Raw genomic sequence first — 14432 nt, 5'->3', positions numbered from 1 at the left:
GCCCGACCGGTCTTGAACGAAACGGCCAGTCAGGCCGCCTCCCGGTCACCGACGAGCTGGCGGCGGATTTCGGCGGGTGAGAGCGAGGTCAGCTGCCTGGCCTCGCGCGACAGATGCGCCTGGTCGGCATAGCCGGCATCGAGCGCAAGCAGGCCGAGCGTGGCAAATGGTTCCCTTTGGCAAGCCCCGAGGAAGCGCTGTAGGCGCAGGATGCGGTCGAGCGTCTTGGCGCCGTAGCCGAAATGCTCGTGGCAGCGGCGCCTCAGCGTCCTTTCACTGGTGCCGGTGACGGCAGCGAGGGCGCGGATGGGGTTGTTGTCGGACGAGCCATGGCTCTGCCGCAGATGGGCGAGGGTGGCGGCGATATCGCCTGATGGCGGCGAGACGGCCGGCAGGCGCTCAAGCACCGCTTCCGTGAGCATCTCGGCGCGGTGGACCGCATCGGGCGCGTCCTCAATCCTGGTTTCGAGTTTGCGCGCGGCTGGACCCCAGAAGGCGTCGAGCGGAACGACCTCGCCGATGATCTGCGAAAGCGATGTGTGCAGGAAGGACGCCGCGATGCCCGGGCGGAAGCGCAGGCCGATGATGTCGGTGCCGGGCGCGAAGACGGGGAAGGCGGCCACCCGGTCGGGCCCGGCAACCGCCAGGCCGTGCCTGGACCAGAGGATATCGACACAGCCGTCGGGTACGACCGCGATGGGTGCGGCCGTCCCCTCCGGCAATTGGTGGCGCCAGAGGCATTCGACATGGCCGACGAGTGCGCCGGGCGCGGCATACTCTCGATAGATACCGCGCCGCTTGGCCAGTGTCGGCTCTGTCGGAGCCGGCTCCGTCTGTCTCAGCGGCCCGTGGGCGCCGTCCATGCCTTGTCCTCCACGTTTCGGACCGTGCCGGCCGCCTCTTGGCGCGACCAGATCTCGCCGTCGATCTGGCCCTGCAGCTCCGGATAGTCGGCCGCATGGAACACCGGGTCGAGACCCTGCCGGCGCTGGGCGAAATAGTCCTTCGTCAGTTTGGCAATGGTACCGGAGAGGAGCACGATGGCAATGAGGTTGATCGTTGCCATCAGCCCCATCGAGGCGTCTGCCGCGTCGAACACGGTGGTGATGCTTTCGGACGCGCCCCAGACGACCATGACGAGCACGGCGCAGCGCATGACCAGAACGCCGACGCGATTGGCGCCGCCGAGATAGGTGAGCGCATTCTCCGCATAGGAATAGTTGCCGATGATCGAGGTGAAGGCGAAGAAGAAGATCGCGATGGCAATGAAGTAGCTGCCGGCCCAGCCGATATGCACGTTCATGGCCGCTTGCGTCAGCTGCGTTCCGGTGACGCCGGAACCGGGTTCCAAGGTGCCCGACAGCAGGATCATGACCGAGGTCGCGGTGCAGATCAGGATCGTATCGATGAAGACGCCGAGCGACTGCACGAAGCCCTGCGACGCCGGGTGATGCGGCACGGGCGTGGCGACGGCCGCGATGTTCGGGGCCGAGCCCATCCCGGCTTCGTTGGAAAACAAGCCACGCTTGACGCCGTTCATCATCGCAGCCGTGACGCCGCCGGCGACACCGCCTGCCGCTTCCTGCAGGCCAAAGGCGCTGGAGATGATCGTCCACAGCACGCTCGGCACGATCGACGCGTTGACGACGAGCACGTAGATCGCGGTCAGGAGATAGGCGATCGCCATGAAGGGCACGACGATTTCGGCGACGCGGGCGATCTGGCGGATGCCGCCGAAGATGACGATGCCGGAGATGGTCGCAACCGCGATACCGACGGCGATCTTGGGCACACCGAACGCGCCCTGGACGGCGTCCGCGATGGAATTGGCCTGCACGGCGTTGAAGACGAGGCCGAAGGAGAGGATCAGGCAGACGGAGAAGATCGTCGCCGCCCAGGGCGCGTTGAGGCCGCGGGCGATGTAGAAGGCGGGACCGCCGCGATATTGACCGTTTTCGTTGCGCACCTTGTAGAGCTGTGCCAGAGCGCTTTCCGCATAGGCCGTCGCCATGCCGACGAGCGCCACCATCCACATCCAGAAGGTGGCACCGGGACCACCGAGATAGAGCGCAACGGCAACGCCGGCGAGGTTGCCGGTGCCGACGCGCGAGGCGAGGCTGACGGTCAGCGCCTGGAACGGGCTGATACCGGCCGCATCCTTCGAGCCGCCGCTGCTTAAGACCCGGAACATCTCGCCGAAATGCACGATCTGCGGAAAGCCGAGCCGCAGGGTGAAGTAGATGCCGACGGCGAGCAGGCCGTAGATCAGCACGTAGCCCCAAAAGATCGTGTTCAGAAAGCCGATGATCGTGTCCATGCGGTTCCTCATTGGTATTGCAAGGTGTGGTGATGTGGCGAACCGCGGTACGGATCGAATGGGAAAGGCCGTTTACTACTTTTGAGCCTGGCATCTCTTTCGAGCGCCTGGACCTTTCGCCGCATGCTGGCGCTTTAGCCCGCAAACTTGACACAGATCAACGTTTTCGGCCGCCAAATCAGGCAAAACGTGGTGCAATACATGACATATCCGGGGATTTCCCACAAATGAGCCCACAATCCGCCGCAAATCCTGCCTCCGTCGAACGTCACGAGGCCGAACCGGTCAATGCGGCGCATGTGCGCAAGCCGCTCTACGAAAAGCGCAAGAAGATCTTCCCGAAGCGTGCCGAAGGCAGCTTCCGTCGCTTCAAGTGGCTGGTGATGCTGGTGACGCTCGGCATCTATTATCTGACGCCCTGGATCCGTTGGGATCGTGGCGAGCATGCGCCGGACCAGGCTGTGCTCGTCGATATCGCCGCCCGGCGCTTCTATTTCTTCTTCATCGAGATCTGGCCGCAGGAGTTCTTCTTCGTCGCAGGCCTGCTCGTCATGGCCGGCTTCGGCCTGTTCCTGGTGACGTCTGCCGTCGGCCGCGCCTGGTGCGGCTATACCTGTCCGCAGACGGTATGGGTCGATCTCTTCCTGGTGGTCGAACGCTATATCGAAGGCGACCGCAATGCCCGCATGAAGCTCGATGCCGGTCCCTGGACGTTCGACAAGATCGTCAAGCGGGTGTCGAAGCACTCGATCTGGATCATGATCGGCATCGCCACGGGCGGCGCCTGGATCTTCTATTTCGCCGATGCGCCGACGCTTTTGAAAAGCTTCGTTTCGCTGGAAGCGCCCATGGTCGCCTACATGACCGTCGCGATTCTCACGGCGACGACCTATGTCTTCGGTGGACTGATGCGCGAGCAGGTCTGCACCTATATGTGCCCGTGGCCGCGCATCCAGGCGGCAATGCTCGACGAAAACTCGCTGGTCGTGACCTATAACGACTGGCGCGGCGAGCCGCGCTCGCGCCACCAGAAAAAGGCCGTCGCTGCCGGCGAGGCCGTCGGCGATTGCGTCGATTGCAACGCCTGCGTCGTCGTCTGTCCGATGGGCATCGACATTCGCGACGGCCAGCAACTCGAATGCATCACCTGCGCGCTCTGCATCGATGCCTGCGACGGTGTCATGGACAAGCTCGGCCGTGAACGCGGGCTGATTTCCTATGCGACGCTCAACGACTATGCCGCCAACATGGCGCTGGCCACCAATGGCGGTACGGCGGCGATCGATCCGGGTCGGGTGCGCAACGCCGACGGCGCATTTTCGGACAAGGTTCGCCACTTCAACTGGAAGATCGTCTTCCGGCCCCGTGTGCTCGTCTATCTCGGCGTCTGGACGCTGGTCGGTATCGGTCTGCTCTATGCGCTCCTGTCGCGCGACCGGCTGGAACTCAACGTGCTGCACGACCGCAACCCGCAATTCGTCGTCGAATCCGATGGTTCGGTGCGCAACGGCTACATGGTCAAGCTCTTGAACATGATCCCCGAACAACGCACGATCACGCTCGCAATCGACGGGATGCCCTCTGCGACCATGCGCATCGCCGGCCAGGCAGCGGGCGACGGCCGGACCTTCGCCCTCGGTGTCGATCCGGACAAGGTGACGGCAGTCAAGGTGTTCGTGACGCTGCCAAAGGACAAGCTCGGCGAGGCGGACGACGGTTTCAGCCTGATCGTCGAGGATCCGTCGAGCCATGAGCGCGACGTCTACAAGGCCAACTTCAACAGCCCGGGAGCCGCAAAATGACGATAAACCAGGCAGGGGCGAAACAGGCAAAGGCACCGCGACCCTTCACCGGCTGGCACATGCTCGGCGTCATGGTGCTGTTCTTCGGCACGATCATCACCGTCAATCTGATCATGGCCTGGAACGCCAGCCATAGCTGGAGCGGATTGGTGGTGCAGAACACCTATGTCGCGAGCCAGCAGTTCAACGGCAAGGTGAAGGAAGCGAAGGCCTTTGTCGCCGATGGCCTCGACGGCAAGCTCAGCGTCGAAAACGAGGCGCTGCGCTACACGCTGACGCGCCGGGGCAACCCGGAGATGACTGCCGACAAGGTGGTGGCTGTGCTGAAACGCCCGGTCGAGGAGCATGAGGACGTCACGGTCGAAATGGCGCATCAGGGCGAGGGCGTCTTCGTTGCCGCAACCGCGCTGAAGCGCGGCCAGTGGATCGCCGATATCACCGCGACATCAGGCGAGACCGTCGTCTACCGCCAGGCCATCCGCTTCATGGTGCCGGGAGCTGCGAAATGAGCTGCTGTGCTCCCGGAACCGAAATGGCTCTGGAGATCGACAGGGCCGGGCAGGGACTGCCGACAACGGAAGAGCTGTGGTTGATGAGCCGGTCGCTCGGCGGCGGCCTGCGCCAGACGGATTTGAGCGTGCCCGGCGTGCATTGCGGCGCCTGCATCAGCACGATCGAGGGCGCCTTGAAGACACGGCCGGAGGTTGACCGGGCGCGCGTGAACCTTTCGTCGCGGCGCGTGTCGATCGTCTGGAAGGAAGAGGTAAATGGCGCCCGTACCGATCCGCGGGAACTGGCGCGGGCCATCCGTTCGCGCGGCTACGAGACCCATCTTTTCGCGCCGGGCGAGGAAGACGGCGATCAGACGCTGAAGAAGCTGGTGCGCGCCGTTGCCGTCTCGGGTTTTGCCTCGGCCAACATCATGCTGCTTTCGGTCTCGGTGTGGTCGGGGGCGGAGGCGGCGACCCGCGATCTCTTTCACTGGATCTCGGCGCTGATTGCCGCCCCGACGCTGATCTATGCCGGACGCTTCTTCTATGCGTCCGCCTGGAACGCGCTGAAGCACGGCCGTACCAACATGGACGTGCCGATTGCGCTGGCGATAACGCTCTCCTATTCGATCTCGCTCTACGAGACGATCACTCACGGCACCCATGCCTGGTTCGACGGCACGGTGATGCTGCTCTTCTTCCTGCTGATCGGCCGCACGCTCGACCATATGATGCGCGGGCGCGCCCGCTCGGCGATCAGCAGCCTGGCGAGGCTCTCGCCGCGCGGCGCCATGGTGGTGGATGCCGAGGGCGGACGCGAGTATCGCCCTGTCGACGAGATCAAGCCCGGCGAGAAACTGGCGATCGCTGCCGGCGAGCGCATTCCCGTCGACGGCCGCATCCTCATGGGCACCAGCGATCTCGATCGCTCGATCGTCAATGGCGAGAGCGCGCCGGCGCCAGTCAAGGTCGGCGACGCCGTCGAGGCGGGTACGCTGAACCTCACCGGACCGCTGACGATCGAGGCGACGGCGGCGGCACGCGACTCGCTGCTTGCCGAGATCATGGGGCTGATGGAAGCCGCCGAAGGAGGCAGGGCGCGCTACCGCCGCATCGCCGACCGCGCGGCACAATACTATTCGCCGGCGGTGCATTTGCTGGCTCTGGTCAGCTTTATCGGCTGGATGTTCGTCAACGGCGATTTCCATCATGCGATGCTGGTCGCCGTCGCGGTGCTGATCATCACCTGCCCCTGCGCACTCGGGCTTGCGGTACCTGTCGTGCAGGTGATTGCCGCCGGACGGCTCTTCCAGAACGGCGTCATGGTCAAGGACGGCTCGGCGATGGAGCGGCTTGCCGAGATCGATACGGTGCTGCTCGACAAGACCGGAACACTCACGGTTGGCGAGCCGCGGCTCGTCAATGGCGGGGACATTCAGCCATCGATCCTCGCGACGGCGGCGGGGCTCGCCGTTCATTCGCGCCATCCGCTGGCGATGGCCATTCATGATGCGGCGGCGATCGCGCCCGTTGTCAACGGCGACATCCGCGAAATCCCCGGTGCCGGCATTGAAGCGCAGACGCAAACCGGTCTCTACCGGCTTGGCAGCCGCGCCTTTGCCTGCGGCGATGCCGGCGAGGCGACCGGCCAGTCGGAAGTGATCCTGTCGCTCGATGGCCGCGAACTCGCCTGCTTCCGCTTCGAGGACCGGCTCAGGCCGTTCGCCCGCGAGAGCATCGAGGAGCTTGGACGGCTCGGCCTTTCGACGGGCATTCTTTCGGGCGACCGTGCGCCGGTCGTCGCCGCCCTTGCCAAGCGGGCCGGCATCGAGCGCTTCAAGGCGGAACTGACGCCACGCGGCAAGGTCGATGAATGCACAGCGGCCGCCGAGGGTGGTCACCGCGTGCTGATGGTCGGTGACGGCATCAACGACGCGCCGGCGCTGCGCGCCGCGCACGTCTCGATGGCGCCGGCAACGGCCGCCGATGTTGGCCGCCAGGCGGCAGACTTCGTCTTCCTGCACCAGGGGCTGAACGCCGTGCCGATGGCGATCGATACGTCGCGCCGGGCCGGGCGGCTGATCCGCCAGAACTTTGCCCTGGCGATTGGCTACAACGTCATCGCCGTCCCGATCGCGATCCTCGGCTATGCCACACCGCTGATCGCGGCCGTCGCCATGTCAACCTCGTCGGTGATCGTCGTTGCCAACGCCTTGCGCCTGCGCGCGGCGACCGGCAATGTCACGGAGGTCGCCGGACAGAAGGCACCTGTCACGCTGCGGCCGGTCGGGAGCGCCTCATGAACACGCTGATCTATCTCATTCCCATCGCGCTGTTTCTCGGTGGGATTGGCCTCGTCGCCTTCCTTTGGGCACTGAAGAGCGGCCAATACGAAGACCTCGAAGGCGCCTCCTGGCGGGTTCTCGACGATGGCGATGGCAAGCCTGAAAAGAAGTGATTTCGTCAGTAATCACTTGTCCTTAATCGATTTGAATGCCAAAACAACCTCCGCCGTCGCTTCTCGCGCCTGGGCCTTCGACAGAGCCCCGCGCGAGGGGGCGAAGTTCAATTCGAAGGGCCGGCACAGACGCGTTTATCCCGATCGCGCCCGGCACTTCTGTCCAATGGAGGCAATCACGTGTCACAGGCGGAAATCGGCCTAATCGGTCTCGGTGTCATGGGCTCGAACCTGGCGCTCAACATCGCTGAAAAAGGCAACAAGATCGCGGTGTTCAACCGCACCGTCGAAGCGACGCACAAATTCTACGCGGAGGCCGGCGACCTCCAGGGCCAGATCGTGCCCTGCGAAACCATTGAAGAGTTTGTCGCCGCCATCCGCCCGCCGCGCCCGATCATCATCATGATCAAGGCCGGCGAGCCGGTCGATCAGCAGATGGAAATCCTGAAGCCGTATCTCGCCAAGGGCGACATCATGATCGATGCCGGCAACGCCAACTTCCGCGACACGATGCGCCGCTTCGAGGCGCTGAAGGACAGTGGCCTGACCTTTATCGGCATGGGCGTTTCGGGCGGTGAGGAAGGCGCGCGCCACGGCCCGTCGATCATGGTCGGCGGCAAGGAAGAGTCCTGGAAGCGCGTCGAGACCGTGCTGACCTCGATCGCCGCCAAGTACGACAACGTGCCTTGCGTCGCCTGGCTCGGCGAAAACGGCGCCGGCCACTTCGTCAAGACCATCCACAACGGCATCGAATATGCCGACATGCAGATGATCGCCGAAATCTACGGCATCCTGCGCGACGGCCTGAAGATGTCGGCGAGCGAGATTGGCGAAGTCTTCGGCACCTGGAACAAGGGCCGCCTCAACTCCTACCTGATCGAGATCACCGAGAAGGTGCTGAAGGCCGCCGATCCTTTGACCGGCAAGCCGATCGTCGACCTGATCCTCGACAAGGCCGGCCAGAAGGGCACCGGCAAGTGGTCGGTGATCGAGGCGCAGAACATGGGCGTGCCGGCAACCGGCATCGAGGCGGCGGTTGCCGCCCGCAGCATTTCCTCGATGAAGGACGAGCGCGAAGCGGCCGAAAAGATCCTTGGCCTTCCCGCAGTCGGCGAGTTCAAGGTTGCCGACAAGGCAGCCTTCATCAAGGATCTCGAAAGCGCGCTGCTTGCCGCCAAGATCGGCGCCTATGCGCAAGGCTTTGCCGTGATGTCGGCGGCGTCCAAGGAGTTCAACTGGAACCTGCCGATGCCGACGATCGCCAAGATCTGGCGCGCCGGCTGCATCATCCGCTCGCAGTTCCTGGACGAGATCACCACCGCCTTCACCAAGGCGCCGGATGCCGCCAACCTGATCGTCACGCCGGCCTTTGCCGCCATGGTCAAGGACACCGACGGGGCACTGCGCCGCGTCGTCTCGGCCGCCGTTCTCGGCGGTCTGCCGGTTCCGGCACTCGCTTCCGCACTCGGCTACTTCGACAGCTACCGCCGCGGCCGCGGCACGGCCAATGTCATCCAGGCGCAGCGCGACTTCTTCGGCGCCCATGGCTTTGACCGCGTCGACGGTGCCGACAGCCATCATGGCCCGTGGGGCAGCGGCCTCAACGCCTGACCGTTCGGGTAAACAGATCAATGCGGGGCGGCCTTCGGGTCGCCCCGTTTTCGTTTGGGCCTCGTTTTGCCTGGACGGGGTGCTAGCCTGTCATCGAGACGGGTACAGATCGTTCTGTGGTTCCCCCGCCGCCTGACGCGGTGGGATTGGAACAGGACTTGATCGGCAGGACGGCGAAAAGCGAGGCAATCATCAGCACAACGATGATCAGCACCAGCCTGTCGGTGAAGGCGGCGCGAAAGATTTGCAGCACGTAGTGTTTCGTCTTCATCGTGCCCACGCGCTTTCATCGCCATCTCATGCTGGATGGCTTGGCTGCACCGTGGACGTCATGCGTCCGTTCATGGGAATGTACGTCAGACGGAAAACGGCCGAAAGGGCCGATTGTTGCGGGCTGAGGCTTGTGCACCGCGTGACGCCAGTTGTCCCAAAGACCCCTGGCGGGCGCGGCTAGCGCCGAGAAGCGTGGCGGTCGTCGCGGGTTCGGCTGCGTTCGCCAGGGCGCTGCGAACCCCGCATCGTTTCGCGCTCATCCGTGCGACGCGGGAATGGCGTAACCGTGTTTGCCGGTGACGAGCGGCGGCGCCGTTGCCGCAGCCTACCCAGCCTCTTTGGCGGATCGACAAAGATCACCAGCAGAAAGCCGATGGCCATAAGCAGATAGGCCGGGACACCGGTCGTTGCGCTGCCGACGAAGGCGCAAAGCATGGCGAACGCAAGATAGATGCCGATGGTCAAGGGATTGGACAGGAAGGCCCACGCGCGGTCAGTCAGCCTGTCTTTCCATGCAATTCTCGATGTCATGCCGAACATCACCTGTCTGAAGTGATTGGCAGCTTTTTTGTTTGCTGCGATGGCGCCCCAGCCCGTGCAATATGTGACCGGTGCATGGCGCGGCAATGACACTCAGACCTTTGGCAGCAAGAGTCGGACCAAAGTCCCATCGATTTCACGGCGCGATAAGTTAGGATCGGTGGGCGTTGCCACGGCAGCGCCACAAGAACCTAGTTTTTTCAGTACCGATTTAGAGCAGGGTCGCGTTATGCGTTTGGGTTCTGCTTGCAGGTCCTCGGTCCCGCCGAGGAAGGCGGTGACTGCGAAATGCTGGGCGCCGGCGCGCGACGCCCAGCTTGCTTTGCTTCAGCTGCGAAGACCCGGCGCTTCCTGGCCGGTCCGCTCGACATATTCCGTGTAACCGCCGCCATACTGATGGATGCCCTCGGGCGTCAGCTCCAGCACACGGTTGGAAAGGGCTGCGAGGAAGTGGCGGTCGTGCGAAACGAACAGCATCGTGCCTTCGTAGTCCGCGAGCGCCTTGATCAGCATTTCCTTGGTGTCGAGGTCGAGGTGGTTGGTCGGTTCGTCGAGAACAAGCAGATTCGGCGGGTCGAAGAGCATGATCGCCATCACCAGGCGCGCCTTCTCGCCGCCGGAAAGCACCCGGCACTTCTTCTCGACATCGTCCCCGGAAAAGCCGAAGCAGCCGGCAAGCGCGCGCAGCGGCGCCTGGCCCGCCTGCGGGAAGGTGTCTTCGAGCTGCTGCAGCACCGTGCGGTCGCCATCGAGCACGTCCATGGCGTGCTGGGCGAAGTAGCCCATCTTGACGCTGGCGCCGAGCGCGACATTGCCTTCGTCCGGTTCGGTCGAGCCGGCGACAAGCTTCAGCAGCGTCGACTTGCCGGCGCCATTGATGCCCATGATGCACCAGCGCTCCCGGCGGCGCACCATGAAGTCGAGCCCTTCATAGATGCTGCGGCTGCCATATTTCTTGTGCACGCCCTTGATGTTGATGACGTCTTCGCCGGAGCGCGGCGCCGGACGGAATTCGAAGTTGACCGTCTGGCGGCGCTTCGGCGGCTCGACCCGGTCGATCTTCTCGAGCTTCTTTACCCGGCTCTGCACCTGGGAGGCGTGCGAGGCGCGCGCCTTGAAGCGCTCGATGAACTTGATCTCCTTTGCGAGCATCGCCTGCTGGCGCTCGAACTGCGCCTGCTGCTGCTTCTCGTTCTGGGCGCGCTGCTGCTCGTAGAAGCCGTAGTCGCCCGAATACGCGTTGAGCTGGCCTGCGTCGATCTCGATGATCTTGGTGATGATGCGGTTCATGAACTCGCGGTCGTGCGAGGTCATCATCAGTGCGCCGTCGTAGTTCTTGAGGAAGTCTTCGAGCCAGATCAGGCTTTCGAGATCGAGATGGTTGCTCGGTTCGTCGAGCAGCATCACGTCGGGCCGCATCAGCAGGATACGGGCAAGCGCCACGCGCATCTTCCAGCCGCCCGAGAGCTTGCCGACGTCGCCGTCCATCATCTCCTGGGAAAAGCTCAGGCCCGCCAGCACTTCGCGGGCGCGGCCCTCGAGCGCGTAGCCGTCGAGTTCTTCGTAGCGCGCCTGCACCTCGCCGTAGCGCTCGATAATCGCGTCCATTTCATCGAGGCGATCCGGATCGACCATGGCGGCTTCGAGCTCGCGCAGTTCGGCGGCAACTTCGCTGACAGGGCCTGCGCCGTTCATCACTTCGGCAACGGCGCTGTTGCCGGACATCTCGCCGACGTCCTGGTTGAAGTAGCCGATAGTGACGCCCTTATCGACGGCCACCTGGCCTTCGTCGGGGATTTCCTCGCCGGTGATCATGCGAAAGAGCGAGGACTTGCCGGCGCCGTTCGGGCCGACGAGGCCGACCTTTTCGCCGCGGTTGAGCGCGGCGGAGGCTTCGATGAAAAGGATGCGGTGGCTGAGCTGCTTGCTGATGTTTTCGATACGGATCATGTCTGCGGTAGCCTGAAGGGAGGAGCGGGGCGCAGTCGCGCCCAATTGTTGCCCCGGCCTGTCGCAGGTTTCTGCGTCACAAGCAAGACTTGAGGGCTGTTTTCAGCCTTTCCTAGGCGCGCAAGCCACGCGTGATCGGCGGCTGGAACTCGGGCTGGCTGAGGCTCTGCAGCGTTTCTGGCGGCTGGCCGTCGATGTGGCCGATGACTGCCTTGGCCAGTTCCCGACCGGCCACGCGGATGTCCTCGTACATGGTCATGACTTCCGGGCGCAGCCAGCGCAGGAAGTCGCTCGGTGACTTCGAGACCATGTCGCAGTCTTCGCCGAGCTTCTTCTTGGCCATTTCCAGGCCGGCAATCAAAGCGATCGCACCGGAGCCGCTGCCCGAAACGATGCCGTCGGGCGCGTCCGCCGAGCGCATCAGGGGTTCGAAGGCGTCGCGGATCTCGACCAGTGAATGGTCAATGTTGGTCTGGTGGAAGCCGACTGCATCCGCCTGGAAATCGCGAAGCCCACGCTCGAAACCGGCGCGCATGTGTGAATAGAAGGTGAGGTGCGGCGGCGGCTCGAGCAGCACCAGCTTCCGCCGGCCGCGCGCCACCAGTTTGCGTACCGCCTCGTAGGCGAAACGCTCGTTGTCGAAGTCGTGATAGGGGTGAACGATCCCCATTTCGGTGCGGCCGTGCGTGACGAAGGGCAGGCCGCGCTCGGTCAAAAGCGCCACACGCGGATCGTGCGGCTCGGTGCGCGAAATGATCACGCCGTCTGCGGCACCCGTGTCGAGGATATAGCGGATCGGCGCCAGCGCGTCCTTGACGGCGCTATAGGGGGTGACGACCAGGTGGTAGGGCGTGCCGGCAAGGATCTCGGTGATGCCGACGACCATCGGGCTGGTGATGCCCATGATCTCTTCTTCCAGCGTCAATACGAGACTGATGACATTGGTCTTGCCGGTTCTCAGGCGCACGCCGGCGCGGTTCGGCTGGTAGCCGATCTGTTTGGCGACGAGCCGCACACGCTCCTTGGTTTCCGCACCGATATCGGGCGCATCCTTCAACGCCCGGGAAACCGTAGTGATGCCGAGCCCGGTCATGAAGGCGATCGTCTTCAGTGTCGGACGGGCTCCATCCGGCAGTGTCTGCGGCCTGTTTTTCGTCTTGTTGTCCATTGCCGTCACCCGCCCACTCTCTTGCCGCACGCCGCCAGATTGCCCGTCCGGCAGCGAAACGCGTCGGTTCAGTTCCATCCGCCGCGCCGTCGCCCTGTCACGTCATCGCGTTATATACGAAAAGTCGGTGGCGGCTATGCTGCTTTGGATGGATCAAATTGCTTCAAATCTGTAACGATACAGTTGCGATGTCGAGCGTTTTCGTTGCTGCGCTGCGAAAGATGGAGCGGACTGGTTGAATCGGAAGTTTTGGCGCATGTTTTTTGCGCTTGCGAGATGGCGCCTCCTATGCCGGTGCGCCATTGTTGCGGAAAATATATGTATTTCAGCGCGATGTAAGGGATTCTTGTCGGCTGCGTGGGTGCCGGCACTGCGCGCAAAGCGCTTTGGAACGCGGCTGTCGTATGCACGCAATGGGTGTTTTTTAAGATTCTGTTTAAATCGATTGTGGTGGGTGTTGCGTCCTGTAATCGATTGCACTAAGTTTTTTACGGTAACGTTACAGTGAGGGAGGAGACTCATGAATTTACGTTCTTTCGCCGCCGTGCTTTCAGCCGCCGTGGCCCTGCCGCTCAGCGCAGCCAACGCTGTCGATCTTGAAGTGACCCATTGGTGGACCTCGGGCGGCGAAGCTGCCGCGGTCGCGGAACTCGCCAAGGCCTTCGATGCGACGGGCAATCACTGGGTCGACGGCGCGATCGCCGGTTCTGGCGGCACCGCCCGTCCGATCATGATCAGCCGCATCACCGGTGGCGACCCGATGGGCGCCACGCAGTTCAACCATGGTCGCCAGGCCGAGGAACTGGTTCAGGCCGGGCTGATGCGTGATCTCACCGATGTCGCAACCCGCGAGAAGTGGAAGGACATCATCAAGCCGGCGAGCCTACTCGATTCCTGCACGATCGACGGCAAGATCTATTGCGCCCCGGTCAACATCCACTCCTGGCAGTGGCTGTGGCTGTCGAATGCGGCCTTCAAAACGGCCGGCGTCGAGGTTCCGAAGAACTGGGATGAATTCGTGGCCGCGGCGCCCGCGCTCGAAAAGGCAGGCATCGTGCCGCTCGCCGTCGGCGGTCAGCCGTGGCAGGCAGCCGGCGCCTTCGACGTGCTGATGGTGGCGATCGCCGGCAAGGACACCTTCCAGAAGGTGTTCGGCGACAAGGACGAGGAAGTGGCCGCAGGCCCCGAGATCGCCAAGGTCTTCAAGGCTGCCGATGATGCCCGCCGCATGTCGAAGGGCTCCAACGTCCAGGACTGGAACCAGGCGACCAACATGGTCATCACCGGCAAGGCCGGCGGCCAGATCATGGGCGACTGGGCGCAGGGTGAATTCGCGCTTGCCGGCCAGAAGGCCGGAACCGACTACACCTGCCTGCCGGGTCTCGGCGTCAACGAGATCATCTCGACCGGTGGCGACGCCTTCTACTTCCCGCTTCTGAAGGACGAGGAAAAGTCGAAGGCGCAGGAAGCGCTGGCCTCGACGCTGCTCGATCCAAAGACGCAGGTCGCCTTCAACCTCAAGAAGGGTTCGCTGCCGGTGCGCGGCGACGTCGATCTGGCGGCTGCCAACGACTGCATGAAGAAGGGGCTGGACATTCTTGCCAAGGGCAACGTGATCCAGGGTACCGACCAGCTGCTTTCGGCCGACAGCCAGAAGCAGAAGGAAGACCTGTTCTCCGAATTCTTCGCCAACCCGTCGATCACGCCGGAAGACGCGCAGAAGCGCTTCGCCGACATCATCGCGAACGCGGAGTAACCGCAACTGCCTTGGCCGGCCTCTTTGAAAACGAGGCCGGTCAAAGCCTCCCATTCGGCAGGATGT

Annotated in this window: 12 protein-coding genes; 6 read left to right on the top strand and 6 right to left on the bottom strand. The window is 63.5% G+C overall.

The window, feature by feature from the left end:
- Positions 1-29: 29 nt before the first annotated feature.
- Positions 30-863: a helix-turn-helix domain-containing protein gene (locus IB263_RS07960; RefSeq protein WP_246810981.1), complete on the bottom strand. Its 834-nt coding sequence runs from the start codon at positions 861-863 to the stop codon at positions 30-32.
- Positions 839-2317: a sodium:alanine symporter family protein gene (locus IB263_RS07955; protein WP_192438191.1), complete on the bottom strand. Its 1479-nt coding sequence runs from the start codon at positions 2315-2317 to the stop codon at positions 839-841. The genes IB263_RS07960 and IB263_RS07955 overlap by 25 nt, the downstream gene beginning before the upstream one ends.
- Positions 2318-2544: 227 nt before the next feature.
- Here IB263_RS07955 and ccoG point away from each other — a divergent pair, with 227 nt between their 5' ends.
- From ccoG to gndA, 5 genes are all read left to right on the top strand, one after another.
- Positions 2545-4119: a cytochrome c oxidase accessory protein CcoG gene (ccoG, locus tag IB263_RS07950; protein ID WP_034788396.1), complete on the top strand. Its 1575-nt coding sequence runs from the start codon at positions 2545-2547 to the stop codon at positions 4117-4119.
- Positions 4116-4628: a FixH family protein gene (locus IB263_RS07945; RefSeq protein WP_034788399.1), complete on the top strand. Its 513-nt coding sequence runs from the start codon at positions 4116-4118 to the stop codon at positions 4626-4628. The genes ccoG and IB263_RS07945 overlap by 4 nt, the downstream gene beginning before the upstream one ends.
- The gene (locus tag IB263_RS07940; RefSeq protein ID WP_192438189.1) at positions 4625-6913 is read left to right on the top strand and encodes a cation-translocating P-type ATPase; all 2289 of its coding nucleotides are present in this window, start codon (positions 4625-4627) and stop codon (positions 6911-6913) included. The genes IB263_RS07945 and IB263_RS07940 overlap by 4 nt, the downstream gene beginning before the upstream one ends.
- A complete protein-coding gene (ccoS, locus tag IB263_RS07935) occupies positions 6910-7068 on the top strand; it encodes a cbb3-type cytochrome oxidase assembly protein CcoS (protein WP_043615060.1) in 159 nt (52 codons plus the stop codon). The genes IB263_RS07940 and ccoS overlap by 4 nt, the downstream gene beginning before the upstream one ends.
- 180 nt (positions 7069-7248) lie before the next feature.
- Complete coding sequence (gndA, locus tag IB263_RS07930; RefSeq protein ID WP_112770916.1) at positions 7249-8679, top strand: NADP-dependent phosphogluconate dehydrogenase; 1431 nt, start codon at positions 7249-7251, stop codon at positions 8677-8679.
- A gap of 82 nt (positions 8680-8761) precedes the next feature.
- Here gndA and IB263_RS07925 read toward each other — a convergent pair whose 3' ends face one another.
- From IB263_RS07925 to IB263_RS07910, 4 genes are all read right to left on the bottom strand, one after another.
- A complete protein-coding gene (locus IB263_RS07925; RefSeq protein ID WP_112770915.1) occupies positions 8762-8959 on the bottom strand; it encodes a hypothetical protein in 198 nt (65 codons plus the stop codon).
- 170 nt (positions 8960-9129) lie between these two features.
- Positions 9130-9492 (bottom strand): hypothetical protein, encoded by a 363-nt coding sequence (locus IB263_RS07920; RefSeq protein ID WP_060584923.1) that lies wholly within the window; start codon positions 9490-9492, stop codon positions 9130-9132.
- A gap of 327 nt (positions 9493-9819) precedes the next feature.
- Positions 9820-11442, bottom strand: a complete 1623-nt coding sequence (locus IB263_RS07915) for an ABC-F family ATP-binding cassette domain-containing protein (protein ID WP_090293970.1) — start codon at positions 11440-11442, stop codon at positions 9820-9822.
- Between the two features lie 112 nt (positions 11443-11554).
- Positions 11555-12610 (bottom strand): LacI family transcriptional regulator, encoded by a 1056-nt coding sequence (locus IB263_RS07910; protein WP_060520634.1) that lies wholly within the window; start codon positions 12608-12610, stop codon positions 11555-11557.
- Between the two features lie 520 nt (positions 12611-13130).
- On the opposite strand from IB263_RS07910, the gene IB263_RS07905 reads away from it, so the two are divergent.
- Positions 13131-14366, top strand: a complete 1236-nt coding sequence (locus tag IB263_RS07905; RefSeq protein WP_060584927.1) for an ABC transporter substrate-binding protein — start codon at positions 13131-13133, stop codon at positions 14364-14366.
- Positions 14367-14432 lie beyond the last annotated feature (66 nt).

The sequence above is a fragment of the Ensifer sp. ENS03 genome, assembly GCF_014852035.1.
GTDB lineage: Bacteria > Pseudomonadota > Alphaproteobacteria > Rhizobiales > Rhizobiaceae > Ensifer > Ensifer adhaerens.
The sequence above is the reverse complement of the archived record's forward strand: the minus strand, read 5'-3'. Positions and strand labels throughout refer to the sequence as shown.

Excerpts from the sequence above, each read along its gene's own strand:
- IB263_RS07960 (WP_246810981.1), bottom strand. The coding sequence starts at position 863 with ATGGACGGCGCCCACGGGCCGCTGAGACAGACGGAGCCGGCTCCGACA.
- IB263_RS07955 (WP_192438191.1), bottom strand. The coding sequence starts at position 2,317 with ATGGACACGATCATCGGCTTTCTGAACACGATCTTTTGGGGCTACGTG.
- ccoG (WP_034788396.1), top strand. The coding sequence starts at position 2,545 with ATGAGCCCACAATCCGCCGCAAATCCTGCCTCCGTCGAACGTCACGAG.
- IB263_RS07945 (WP_034788399.1), top strand. The coding sequence starts at position 4,116 with ATGACGATAAACCAGGCAGGGGCGAAACAGGCAAAGGCACCGCGACCC.
- IB263_RS07940 (WP_192438189.1), top strand. The coding sequence starts at position 4,625 with ATGAGCTGCTGTGCTCCCGGAACCGAAATGGCTCTGGAGATCGACAGG.
- ccoS (WP_043615060.1), top strand. The coding sequence starts at position 6,910 with ATGAACACGCTGATCTATCTCATTCCCATCGCGCTGTTTCTCGGTGGG.
- IB263_RS07920 (WP_060584923.1), bottom strand. The coding sequence starts at position 9,492 with ATGTTCGGCATGACATCGAGAATTGCATGGAAAGACAGGCTGACTGAC.
- IB263_RS07915 (WP_090293970.1), bottom strand. The coding sequence starts at position 11,442 with ATGATCCGTATCGAAAACATCAGCAAGCAGCTCAGCCACCGCATCCTT.
- IB263_RS07910 (WP_060520634.1), bottom strand. The coding sequence starts at position 12,610 with ATGGACAACAAGACGAAAAACAGGCCGCAGACACTGCCGGATGGAGCC.
- IB263_RS07905 (WP_060584927.1), top strand. The coding sequence starts at position 13,131 with ATGAATTTACGTTCTTTCGCCGCCGTGCTTTCAGCCGCCGTGGCCCTG.